The organism is Odoribacter lunatus (assembly GCF_943193135.1).
Lineage (GTDB): Bacteria > Bacteroidota > Bacteroidia > Bacteroidales > Marinifilaceae > Culturomica > Culturomica lunata.
This window is the reverse complement of sequence record NZ_CALPCZ010000040.1, coordinates 1-13,281: the sequence shown is the minus strand read 5'-3', so window position 1 is coordinate 13,281 and position 13,281 is coordinate 1. Positions and strand designations below refer to the sequence as shown.

Below are 13,281 nucleotides of genomic sequence, written 5' to 3'. Positions count from 1 at the left end.
AAACGGAAAATCGTTATCTCATTACTGTTTCTCCTCGGATTCACTTCCGTATGGGGAAACAACATCCGTATAACGGGCAAACCCCGTGTTGTCAATATCGTCGGCGATACGGCCTTTGTAGAACTGAACCTCTCGTGGGACAACTCCTGGCGGGATGATTTCAATTGGGACGCTGCGTGGATATTCCTCAAATACAAGAAAAGAGGAGCCACCGAATCCTGGCATCACGGTTATCTCGCCCGCGAAGGACACGAAGCCATGCCCCAAAGCGGGAACGAAGGCGGCCAATACACCTTCATGTTTGGCGAAACAGGTTCCGGCAGCAGTACCAAAGTCACCGGCGTATATCTCATGCGGGATGCCATATCCGAAGGTCGGGTAAATGCACGACTACAACTTAAATGGATTATCAATGCCAATCCTCAAAACTCGCTTCCCGTCTCTGACTTCGGTAGCGATTTTAAGTCCATATATGTTGCCGTCCATGCTGTTGAAATGGTTTATATCCCCTATGGCAGTTACTACCTCGGGGACGCGTATTCCTGGAAAAGTTTTGCCGTCGCAGACACTGCTCCCCATTTCATTGATTCCGAAAATGCCTTAACATTAACGGCAAAAAACTATTCTCCTTCCGTTTATTTAGGAGTTAATTACCCCAAAGGCTACGCAGGATTCTACCTCATGAAATACGAAACCAGCCAGGAGCAGTATGTAGAGTTTTTGAACGCCCTCACCCTAACGCAACAAAAAGCGCACGTGACCAATAACAACTTTGAGCAAATGAAGCGCGGGGAATATGTATTCGGTGATCGAAACCGCCCCAATAACCGGAACGGCATCGTCTTCATCGAACAAAAAGGGAAAGGTGCTCCCGCCGTATTCGGCAACAACCTTAATCCGGCAAATGACCTTTTCTCCCAAGATGACGGGCAGACTCTCGCCTGCAATTACCTCTCCCCATACGACATGTTCGCATACTGCGACTGGAGCGGTTTGCGCCCGATAAGCGAACTGGAATACGAAAAAGCCTGCCGCCGCCCCTATCCGCAATTACCGGAAAAAGGAGAATACGCCTGGAATACCAATAGCAATGTCAATTCCTTAAACGGACTTTCCGACCTGCTCTATTTGGGAGATGAACGCGAACAAGCAACAAACAACAATAAAAACGTCAATAGCGGCAACCACCTCAACGGACCTGTACGGTGCGGACTGTTTGCCACTGCCTCCACCAACCAATCCCAATCAGGCGCTACCTACTGGGGCGCCATGGACATGAGTGGAAACCTGTGGGAAATGTGTTTCAATGCAATATCCGGGGCATCATTCATCGCCAATGATTTCTATTACTCTCATGGCAATGGGGAATTATATACTGACGGGGCTACAGACATTTATTCCGGTTATTGGCCTATGTACGTCGGAGCAATTGCCATTCGAGGCGGTTGTTTCAACAGCCCCGATAGTCTATTACGCACCTCCGCCCGAAATTTTGTCGAAGGAAATTACTTTACAGCCATAACACAGCGGGACAGCACCGTCGGATTCCGCGGAGCACGCAGCCTGCTCAACACCACCGGATTTGACGGAGGAGCTATCCTGTGTCCGAACGGGACAAGCACAGATACAATTTGTGTAGGAACAAACATGGAACTGACCGGAGTGCTGCCGAACAACAGCATCGGAAAACTATCGTACGTATGGTATGTGAGTGAAGACAACGGTTATTTATGGAAATTAATAGAAGGTGAAGCCGGGGCGGACTTAAAATATGCTGATTTTATCAATCCATATTCCAGCTATAAATTATATAAATTCAAACGAAAAGTCACCTGTGCCATAGGCGAAGCCGAAACCCAAGCAAACGTGTATGTAGCACCTCTTCCCTGGACCATTGAAGAAGAGTATTACACCAATGTCTATCCCTCCTTTACGGTAAATTCGACATGGGGAATCATGCCGCAAACACACTGGACATTGGAAACTCCCCCCGCAGGTATATCCATTTCTGATCAGGGACTTGTATCTGGTTTGACTGAAAATTCCGTTTTCTGGACAAATGTTACAGTATCATCGGATAAATGTCCGGGAATAGAATACACAAAGAAACTTATCATTCAACGCGATTTTCCAGTCGGCTCAAGTTCCATTACCCTTGACCCAGGAGAGTACGTCATGGAATGTTGGGGAGCAGAAGGAGGAATTGGCTATGTAGATAAAAAAGCTCCGGGTACTCCCGGTAAAGGTGGACACAGCTACGGCGAACTCGTATTAACCTCTCCGACTACCTTTTATGCATATGTAGGAGGAAAGGGTGGCGACGCGGCAAAAAATTGTAGTAAATATTGTGGAGGCGGTTGGTATGGTTCAAATGGTGGAGGCTGGGGAGGTGATGATGACACGGATGATAACGGTGGAGGTGGTGGTGGCGCCAGTGACATCCGTTTAGTCCCCGGTAATCTCTACTCCAGAATCATGGTTGCTGGCGGAGGTGGCGGAGCAAGAGGAGGAAAAAATCAAGTCGCTGGATCCGGAGGAGGTATATGGGGAGGCGGATCCTATGGTGGGGGGCAGACCGGCAGTTCTACTTATTTTGGATCAGGCGCAGATGGAGGAAAAGGTGGGAATAATGCATGTGGCGGCGGAGGAGGAGGCGGCGGTTATTATGGTGCATCCCCTGCTGCTAGAAATTGTGGTGGTGGTGGTTCAGGCTTTGTATCCGGAATGTCGGGATGCAACGCCATTACAGGTGACGGAGACTTAACTCCAACAGGACAGCCCAACCATTACAGCGGATTCGTCTTCCGGAATCCCTATATGAGTAACGGAAATAAATCCGGAAACGGCTTAGTCAGAATCAGACCGTTTGTTCCTTAACCTCAAGACAACTGCCAATAGCGGAAAATTTGTTGAAAATTTAATCCGCTGTTAGTGGCTTAACAAAAACAGTCGCGGATTTGTTCCCGCAAACCGCGGCAAGAAAAAAACAGATACAAATCGGTCGCTGCAAATTGCAGCGACCATAAATTTCAAATATCATAATAAAATCAACAAAACCGTCGAATACACTCCTCTTGGAAAAGCAAAAGGCTTTTCCGGAAGTATTGCATGCTTCACGTATTTTGATTTTCTTTGCCGTGACAAAAATGCAATACCCGTGTCAAATACCGCGATTTCGCACATATTGGTCTCTCTAAAAAGCCGGAATTTCAGACTCTATTTCACCGGTATGTGCGTATCCCTTACCGGTACATGGATGCAACAAATCGCCATGAGCTGGCTGGTATATAAACTTACGAATTCGGTATTGCTCTTGGCCACCGTTACCTTCACCGCACAAATTCCCATTCTGCTTGCCACTCCCTTTATGAGTGTTTTCGTAGACCGGTTTAACCGACATAAAATACTTTTGGTGACCCAAACGCTCTCCGCCCTGCAAGCGCTGTTACTGGCCTGGCTGACGTTAAGCGGACTCGTGGAAGTATGGCATCTGATTGCCCTCAGTCTGTTCATCGGATTAATCAACGCCTTAGACAATCCCACCCGCCAAGCCTTTTATCCGAGTCTGGTTCCCAAAGAAAACCTCAGCAATGCCATTGCCCTGAATTCCGCCGTCATCAACGGTTCCCGGCTCTTCGGCCCCGCCATCGGCGGCGTACTCATCGGACTAATCAGTGAGGGAATATGTTTCCTTTTCAATGGCATCAGCTATTTAGGAGTTATCATCGCCCTGCTGGTTATGAAACTGCCTTCCCAGCAAGCCCGATATAAGCAACAACACCTGTTATATGACTTAAAAGAGGGGTTCCAATACGTTTCCCACCATTTACCTATTCGGACTCTTCTAACCCTTATGACCGTCATCAGTTTCTTCGGTCTCCCTTTAATCACCTTTCTGCCCGCTTACGTCAAAGACATTTTAGGCGGCGGAAGTGAACTATTGGGCATACTCTTATCCTGTATAGGTGTCGGCTCTTTCAGTGCGGCCATCTATTTAGCCGCCCGGAAAAGCGTTGCCGGACTGCCCAAAGTCATCATGCTCGCCGCTCTGATTCTGGGCTGCACTCTGCTGTTGCTCTCTTTCATTGAAATCCCGTGGATGGCGGCAGTTGTCTGCATTCCGGCAGGCTATTCCATCATCATCACCGTAGCTTCCATCAACACACTGCTCCAGACCCTGTCGGACGAGGACAAGAGAGGGCGGGTCATGGGCTACCTGGCCATGACGTTTACGGGCATCGCGCCCATCGGAAGCATGATTCTGGGCTTCATCGAAAAATACACCGGACTGCCGGTCATTATTCTCATTTCCGGCATCGCCTGCCTGCTCGCCGGAAGCATCTTCGAATACTACCGCCCCCGCCTCTGCCAATACTCCCGTTCGAAAGGCAAGGATATATAAAAACGGCTGCCGGGAACCGACAGCCGTTCTATAATCACCGGATAATTATTTATTTCTTCGCCAATTGCAAAAGAATATCCATTACCTGAATCGCGCTCTTCGATACTTTCGTACCGGGACCGAATACGGCAATCGCACCGGCATCGAACAGGAACTGGTAATCCTGGTGAGGAATCACACCGCCCACATACACGAGGATGTCTTCCCGACCTAATTTTTTCAGTTCGTTGATAACGGCGGGTACCAGCGTCTTGTGTCCGGCAGCCAGTGAGGAAACGCCCACCACATGCACGTCGTTCTCAACGGCTTGCTTGGCAGTTTCTTCCGGCGTCTGGAACAACGGTCCCATATCCACGTCGAAGCCCATGTCGGCATAACCGGTTGCCACTACTTTGGCACCGCGGTCGTGACCGTCCTGACCCATTTTGGCAATCATGATACGCGGACGACGTCCGGTCAGTTCGGCAAACTCGTCGGTCATTGCCTTGGCTTTCTCGAAGTCGGCATCCTCGCCGGCAACGCTTGAATATACTCCGCTCACGGTTCTGATAACAGCTTTATAACGTCCTACAATTTTTTCACATGCGTAAGAGATTTCTCCCAGAGAAGCACGCTTCTTGGCAGCATCTACCGCCAATTCCAGCAAGTTGCCCTCTCCCGTTTCCACACATCTAGTGATTGCATCCAATGCGGCATCCACCTCTGCCTGGTTCCGGTTTGCCTTCAACTCTTTCAGGCGAGCAATCTGCGCTTCACGCACAGCAGTGTTGTCCACTTCCAGAATATCAATCGGGTCTTCCTTGTCCAGACGGTATTTGTTCGTACCGACAATCGTCTGTTCGCCGCTGTCGATGCGAGCCTGAGTACGAGCAGCAGCCTCTTCGATACGCAATTTCGGGATACCGGACTCGATAGCAGCAGCCATACCACCCAGCTTTTCGATTTCCTGGATGTGAGCCCATGCCTTTTCCACCAACTCCTGGGTCAGGCTTTCCACATAGTAGGAACCAGCCCATGGGTCAACGGCCTTGCAAATGGTTGACTCTTCCTGGATATAAATCTGCGTATTACGAGCAATACGGGCAGAGAAATCCGTCGGCAACGCAATCGCCTCATCCAGCGCATTGGTATGCAGCGACTGGGTATGTCCCAAAGCGGCACCCATTGCCTCAATGCAAGTACGTCCCACGTTGTTGAACGGGTCTTGCTCCGTCAGTGACCAACCGGAAGTCTGGGAGTGCGTACGCAAAGCCAAGGACTTCGGATTCTTCGGGTTGAACTGCTTAACAATCTTCGCCCACAACAGACGACCGGCACGCATCTTGGCGATTTCCATGAAATGGTTCATACCGATAGCCCAGAAGAACGACAGACGCGGTGCGAAAGCATCAATATCCATACCTGCATTCACTCCGGCACGCAGATATTCCAGACCGTCAGCCAACGTATATGCCAATTCAATATCGGCGGTAGCACCTGCTTCCTGCATGTGGTAACCGGAAATAGAGATTGAATTGAACTTCGGCATATTCTTGGAGGTGTACTCAAAAATATCGGCGATAATCTTCATGGAGAATTTCGGCGGGTAGATGTACGTATTACGCACCATAAACTCTTTCAGAATATCATTCTGAATCGTACCGGACAACTGGTCGAGGGTTGCTCCCTGTTCCAGACCGGCCACGATGTAGAATGCCAAAATCGGCAACACGGCACCGTTCATCGTCATGGAAACGGACATCTTGTCCAACGGAATCTGGTCGAACAAAATCTTCATATCCAGAATGGAATCCACAGCCACACCGGCTTTACCCACGTCACCGATTACGCGCGGGTGATCGGAGTCATAACCGCGGTGCGTAGCCAAGTCGAAAGCCACGGACAAACCTTTCTGTCCGGCAGCTAGGTTACGACGATAGAAAGCATTTGACTCTTCTGCCGTAGAGAATCCCGCATACTGACGAATCGTCCAGGGACGCAGGGGATACATGGCAGAATACGGTCCACGCAGATAAGGAGGAATACCGGCAACATAGTCCAGATGTTCCATACCTTTCAAATCCTCTGCAGTGTACACCGGTTTCACCGGAATCAACTCCGGAGTCGTCCAGTTCTTGGCGATGTGATTGGCTTTTTCCCACTCCGCAGCATTGGTGGTAGCCTTTTCAGCCGCTTTAATATTTATATCTTTAAAATTCGGTTTCATCTTGTATTACTTTTTAAATGCCCAACTTAGCCTGATAAGCTTTCAATTCTTCCAATACGTTGTTCTTGACGTGGATATAGTTCATCAATCCCTTGGCTTCCAGTTCCGGACGGCTTTCGGGATTACCGGCAACCACCACGATGGCTTTGTCTTTCAGCTTTTCGTAAGCCTCCGGAGCAAATCCTGCATATTCCTCATCGGAACTGCAAAGTACCACGATAGCGGCCTTGTTCTCCAAGCAAGCCTTCACGCCTTCGTCAACGGTCTTGAATCCGTTGTTGTCTTTCACCTCGAAACCAGCACAAGCGAAGAAGTTGCAGGCAAACTGGGCACGTGCCTTGCGCATCGCCAGATTTCCCATCGGGAACATATATACGACCGGACGACCGTTCTTAGCGGCATACTTGTCGGTTTTCAAACGCAGAGCCTCGAAAGCCTGTGTGCCCCGGTAAGGTTTCAATGTCTCAATAGTTGCTCCTTCTGCCGTCTGATCTTCCGGTTCCAGCACGCAAGCGCAGATGTCTTTCTCGATTTTCTCGTTGAAATTCGGGAACTGGTTCACACCCACGAAGTTTTCTTTCCGCTGGGCGATAGCCAGGTCACGAGCCTGAGCGGTAGCCTTCACGGCAGCCTGTACGAAACCTTTCTTCAAAGCCTCTACATATCCGCCCTGTTCCTGTACTTCCAGGAACAATTTCCAAGCCGCCTCGGCAATGTTCTGCGTCAATTCCTCGATATAATAAGAACCTCCCGCAACATCCACGATTTTACCGAAATGAGACTCTTCCTTCAACAGCAATTGCTGATTGCGGGCAACACGCTCACCCAGTTCGCTCGGATGACATTCGTACACGTAATCAAACGGATGAACGGTGAAAGAATCCACACCGCCCAGCACAGCCGACATCGTTTCGGTCTGCGTGCGCAACATATTTACATTCGGGTCATAAATCGTCTTGTTCCACTCGGAAGTCTCGGCATGCACATTCATCTTGCACTTGCAGTCGCAAGAAGGCTTGTAGGCTTTCACGATGTGCGCCCACAGATAACGGGCAGCACGCAACTTGGCGATTTCCATAAAATATTTGGAACCGGTGGCGAAATGGAAGCGCATCTTCGGCGTAACCTCGTCGATGCTCATGCCTGCATCCGTCAGCTTGTCCAAATATTCCACGCCGGCAGCCAGTGAGAATCCCAATTCCTGTACGATAGACGAACCGGAATTGTTGAATACGTAACCACCCACTTCAATCGTCTTGAAGTTCGGATAAGCTGCCATTTTCTCCGTATTTTCCTTTGCAGAAGAGTACGGATTCTCGCAGCAGACTTTTCCTTTCAATGTCATGGCCGAAAGCGGGTCGATATTGATGCCTCCGTTAATCTTTTCCGGAGCGATACCGCGTTCTTCAACTACTGCCTTGAATGCGTCCACGATAGCGCATTTTTTGCATCCGGCAACGAAGTTGATTTCCACGCACTCCAGACAGATGTCCTTCAACAAAGCAGCCATGTCGGCTTTCGTAAAATTCTTGCTGTCTGTCAGAACAAAACCCAAGGAATTAACCCCTCTGTTGAGGACATCCAGCGCCTTTTTGTTCGCTTCCGCCACATTCTCCACCACAATATCCTGGCGAACATACCAGTCGTTGCTGTCTTTCTTGTTTCCGCGCACATAAGGGAATTCCCCCGGGAAACAATCCAGGTTCTTCAGGTCTTTCATGTTCTCCAACCGATACATCGGCTGCACATTAAAACCTTCATTGGTTCTCCATACCAGCTTTTTATTGAAATCGGCCCCTTTCAGGTCGACAGTAACTTTGTCCACCCACTCCTGCATAGTGTTCGGGGCAAATTCACTGAAAAGCTTCTGATTCACTTTTTCTGCCATAATTTATATATTTAACTGTAACTGTTTATGTATAAAAACGAACAAATTTAACCCTTTCGGGGGATTAAAAAAATTATTTACTTCCTTTTTTCCGTAATGTAAACGGCTAAATCCGACATTACTCCCCGAAAAGTTCCGGACATTGCCCCAACACCTTTCCCATAATCACCGCGGCAGCTTCCGCATCCGCCAAAGCGTTGTGATGATTTTCAAGCACATACCCGCAATGGGCAGAAACTGTATGAAGCTGGTAATTTTCCAAACCTTTGAAATATTCTCTGGCTAAACGCAACGTACAATAAAAACGGTAATCAGGATAAGGCATCTCAAACAAAGCAAAAGACGCTTTCAAACACCTTTCATCAAACACACAGTTATGCGCCACCAACGGTATTCCCTTTACCTTAGGCGCCACTTCCCGCCAAACGGTAGGAAAAGCCGGCGCATCATCCGTATCACTCCTCGACAAGCCATGTATTTTTGTATTTTTCCGCCCGTAAAAATTAGGCACAGGCCGTATCAAACTATAATAACTATCCTCTACCTCCTCGCCGTTCATCACCACAATTCCCACCGAACAAACACTGGTAGGCTGCCAATTGGCCGTCTCAAAATCTATTGCCGCAAACCGCTTTGTCATTTTCTTTATTTTCGTCTAATATCCCGGTAAATTCAACAGTACCGAAGGCAATAACAATAAAAATCCCAATAGAATAAAAAGTAACAATAATTTTCCGAACCACTTTACCCACACGTCATAAGGGATGCGGGCAATCCCCAATGCTCCTATCAAAACGGGAGACGTTGGGGTTATCATATTGGTAAATCCGTCGCCGAACTGATAAGCCATCACCGTTGCCTGCCGGGAAATACCCACAACATCCGAAAAAGGCGCCATAATCGGCATCGTCAAGGCCGCTTTGGCAGAACCGGACGGAATAATAATATTTATCAATGTCTGTATACCGTACATCACCCCGACGGAAGTAACCTTCCCCGCCTTGTGAAGCCCCGAAGCCAACGCATGCAAAATCGGGTCTATCACTTTTCCGTCCTGTAAAATCTGAATAATACCTCCCGCCAATGCCACCACGATAGCCACCGAAAGCATGTCCTTCGCTCCTTCCTGAAACAGTTTGATAACTTCATCGGTTTTCTGCCCTGCGGCATAACCGGATACAACACCCATCGCCAAGAACAAAGCGGAAATCTCACTTAAGTACCAACCGTACCCCAATACCCCGATAATCAGAAAGACAATCGTAAACGCCAAAAGTACCAGAATAAAAAAATGGAACGACTTTTTCAGTCCCCACCAGCCCGACAGGGCAAATAACAGCGTTGCCGCCGGCACGGCACAAAAGTTCACACCCACCGAACCGATACGGAATTCCGTCAAAGGATAACAAACAGAGAACACGACCAAAGCAGCCAGCAATATAAAGTATACATACACGCTCCGGCGCAAGACTTTGTATTCAATCCGGACATCCGCCTGTTCCCCCCTTTTACGCCAATAATCATCCGCCCGATACATAGGAGAACGCGCCGGATTCCTCTTTATTCTGCCGGCATACCGCAATACACAAACAATCAAACAACACGTCAGGATGCACCAGCATGCCAAACGATATTCAAAGCCGGAAAACAGCGGCAAATCCGAAATACCCTGCGCAATGCCTATCGTAAACGGATTCAGTACAGCCCCCGAAAAACCGACATGGGCCGCAACATACACCATGCACAAACCGGTGATGGAGTCGTACCCCATACTTATCGCCAGCGGCACCAGAATAATGACAAAAGCCAATGTCTCCTCGCTCATACCGAAAACAGCTCCGAACAGACTGAATAAGACCATGACCAAGACCAAAACAACACGTTCCACGCCCATAGCTTTTATCACCCGATAGCGTTCCAGCCGCCGGGAAGAACGTAAAAAAGAAAGAATACCCACATCTATCGCCTTGCTGCTATTGAGCAACTGAAACGCCCCACCGATAATCAGCAAAAAAGCAATAATCCCCGCCTGCTTCTCAAAGCCATTCAGCAAAGAAGAAAACACCTGCCAAGTCTGGGGTGCCGCCTCCACCCGATGAAACGAGCCGGGCACAATCACCGTCCGTTTCACACCGTTCACATCCGATACCTGCCGTTCATATTCTCCCGCAGGCACTACCCACGACAGCACGGCACAAAACAAAATAACCGATACGATAATCGCATACGTATGAGGGACTTTTTTCAACAAGCGCATACACAAAATTTTATCGGGCGAAGATACCAAAAACCGCCCAAATCCTTTTGATGCCTTATAAAATATTCGCAATTTTGCTTGCCTATTAACACACAAACAAACTACTACCATGAAAAAAATCAAAGCAGCCATCGTAGGATATGGCAACATCGGAAGGTATGTATTGGAAACACTGCAAACAACCCCCGATTTCGAGATTACGGGAATTGTACGCCGGGATGCCTCCCATGTCCCCGCCGAACTGAAACCTTACAAAGTTGCCGGCAATATCAGCGAATTGGGCGAAACGGATGTCGCCATTCTCTGTACACCCACCCGCAAGGTGGAGGAATATGCCTCCGAAATTCTCGCCAAAGGCATTCACACCGTAGACAGTTTTGACATACACACACAGATACCGGAATTGCACCAGCGGTTACACGCCATTGCACAAAAACACAACCGGGTTGCCGTCATGTCGGCAGGCTGGGATCCGGGCAGTGACTCTGTCGTGCGTGCACTATTGGAAGCCTGTGCCCCCAAAGGCATCACCTATACCAATTTCGGCCCCGGCATGAGCATGGGACACACCGTTGCCGTAAAAGCCGTTGAAGGCGTAAAGGCAGCATTGTCCATGACAATCCCTACCGGTACGGGCATTCACCGCCGAATGGTATATATCGAACTGAAAGACGGGTATGATTTCAAGAAAGTGGCACAAGCCATCAAAGACGACCCCTATTTTGTAAACGACGAAACCCACGTACTGCAAGTAGAAAGCGTAGACAGTCTGCTGGACATGGGGCACGGTGTAAACCTCACCCGCAAAGGCGTATCGGGCAAAACCCAAAACCAGCTTTTCGAGTTCAACATGAGAATCAACAACCCGGCACTGACAGCCCAAATCATGGTATCTGCCGCAAGAGCCGCCATGTTGCAAAAACCGGGATGCTACACCCTCATCGAAATTCCTGTCATAGACCTCCTATACGGAGACCGCCAGGAATTAATCAAACATTTGGTATAAACAGCAAAATCAATAGCTTAACAAAACACAAAGTTTACTATTTTTCTCGCCAAACGGGAAGAGATTGCCAATACTTTGGAAATCCCATATCTTTGAGGTCGAGTAAACGGCAATCAGATTTGAGTAATTCCTTGATATGCTTTTTGAAGTCACTGCCGGGACTAAGATACTATATAAAAACTCGAAGACCTCCCTAGGTGCGCTGTTCTACGGGAAGCGTGGGAGGTCATATCGAATACAAAGATAATACTTTTATCTAAAACAGCAAAGGTCGTGGCAAAAATATTTGCAACATTTGTGAGGAATTCTATGATAGAATCCGTCTTCTTACCTCTTCGATTTTTCACCATGAAATCGTGTAGCTTTTCGTCCAATAAATACCCCTTTTTTAAAAACCTATCGTTTTCGTATAAAAAACCTATCATTTTCATACCAAAAACCTATCGTTTTTGAGTCGAAAACCTATCGTTTTTTTTTGAGCAAAAAAATTGGTAAAAATCCTATATGACGACTAGTAGAAACTAATTAAACATTTAGTATAGAAAAAAGTTAAGAACTGTCCCTTAAAATGGGATTGTTTTTATTTCTGTTTTTTGGGGGTAAAGCAGACCTATATTTTTCATCATGAAATCATATATCTTTTTGGCCAAAAATAGCCCTTTTGAAAAAACATATCCTTTTCATGTAAAAAAGAGCCTCTTTTTGCATCAAAAACATACTCTTTTTGAGTAGAAAACATATCCTTTATTTTTGGGAGTAAAAAATTGGCAAAAATAGAACAGTGGAAAAAATGGTTTTTCCACTGCTCCATTATCCTATTTTTCCACTTTTAGTTCAACGGGGTAATCCGCACCTGACCGTTTCCGGTATTTCCTGTCATCGTGCCTGTACCCGAAAAATTCGGCATACCGATATAGCTGCCTTTTGCTGTCGTCCACTTATAACCGGCACCATCAATCATCACTGTATTTGTGAAAGATACACCGGAATAATGTATTGATTGTCCTGTATGAATTATATTGGATGATGTCGAAGAAGCACTAATGGCATCACACCCACTGTGTCCGGAAATAAACGACGAACCGCCTGCACCCGACCCGACAATACCATTGTTAAAATGTCCATATCCGCCACCATAGTAACCACTTCCACCACCACTACCATATGAACCACCAGCGGAATGTTCTGTTCTACAGCCTCCCATACCAAAACTCCCACTTTTTCCCTTACTAATACCAATGCCACCTTTTCCTCCACTTGTTTGACTTCCTCCTTCTGCAACAGTATACGAATAATTATATATTTTTCTATGATAATTACCACTATATCCGTTTAAACCACCAGCAGCTCCGCCATTGGATCCATAACTATTATAATAGTCACTTCCACCCCCTCCTCCTGCTACAATAATCCTTGATTTTAGACTGTTAAAATTATTCCATTCCCCTTTTATTAAACGAATATCCGTAGCTCCCCCGCCATTCCTTCCATTAGATTTATTGGAGCGTGTCCCTCCTCCATT

At 47.5% G+C, this 13,281-nt stretch carries 9 protein-coding genes; 3 read left to right on the top strand and 6 right to left on the bottom strand.

The genetic code is table 11. The features are described from left to right. On the top strand, positions 1–2,877 hold a 2,877-nt coding region (locus NFR61_RS10535; protein ID WP_251623860.1), incomplete at its 5' end, for a glycine-rich protein. A gap of 280 nt (positions 2,878–3,157) precedes the next feature. Next, the gene (locus NFR61_RS10530; RefSeq protein WP_251623858.1) at positions 3,158–4,402 is read left to right on the top strand and encodes an MFS transporter; all 1,245 of its coding nucleotides are present in this window, start codon (positions 3,158–3,160) and stop codon (positions 4,400–4,402) included. A gap of 49 nt (positions 4,403–4,451) precedes the next feature. Here NFR61_RS10530 and scpA read toward each other — a convergent pair whose 3' ends face one another. From scpA to NFR61_RS10510, 4 genes are all read right to left on the bottom strand, one after another. Then, a complete protein-coding gene (gene scpA / locus NFR61_RS10525) occupies positions 4,452–6,608 on the bottom strand; it encodes a methylmalonyl-CoA mutase (protein WP_251623856.1) in 2,157 nt (718 codons plus the stop codon). Positions 6,609–6,621: 13 nt separating this feature from the next. After that, positions 6,622–8,496: a methylmalonyl-CoA mutase family protein gene (locus NFR61_RS10520; RefSeq protein WP_251623854.1), complete on the bottom strand. Its 1,875-nt coding sequence runs from the start codon at positions 8,494–8,496 to the stop codon at positions 6,622–6,624. 118 nt (positions 8,497–8,614) lie between these two features. Then, complete coding sequence (locus NFR61_RS10515; RefSeq protein WP_251623852.1) at positions 8,615–9,136, bottom strand: 3'-5' exonuclease; 522 nt, start codon at positions 9,134–9,136, stop codon at positions 8,615–8,617. Between the two features lie 15 nt (positions 9,137–9,151). Continuing rightward, positions 9,152–10,747: a YfcC family protein gene (locus tag NFR61_RS10510; protein ID WP_251623862.1), complete on the bottom strand. Its 1,596-nt coding sequence runs from the start codon at positions 10,745–10,747 to the stop codon at positions 9,152–9,154. Between the two features lie 115 nt (positions 10,748–10,862). Between NFR61_RS10510 and NFR61_RS10505 the strand changes: the two genes are divergently transcribed. Continuing rightward, on the top strand, positions 10,863–11,759 hold the full coding sequence (locus NFR61_RS10505; RefSeq protein ID WP_251623850.1) for a diaminopimelate dehydrogenase: 897 nt from the start codon (positions 10,863–10,865) through the stop codon (positions 11,757–11,759). A 622-nt stretch (positions 11,760–12,381) separates the two neighbouring features. Here the strand turns inward: NFR61_RS10505 and NFR61_RS10500 are convergent. Next, entirely contained in the window at positions 12,382–12,570 is a 189-nt protein-coding gene (locus tag NFR61_RS10500) for a hypothetical protein (RefSeq protein WP_251623848.1), read from the bottom strand. Positions 12,571–12,588: 18 nt separating this feature from the next. After that, a partial coding sequence (locus NFR61_RS10495; RefSeq protein ID WP_251623845.1) for a glycine rich domain-containing protein occupies positions 12,589–13,281 on the bottom strand: 693 nt, incomplete at its 5' end.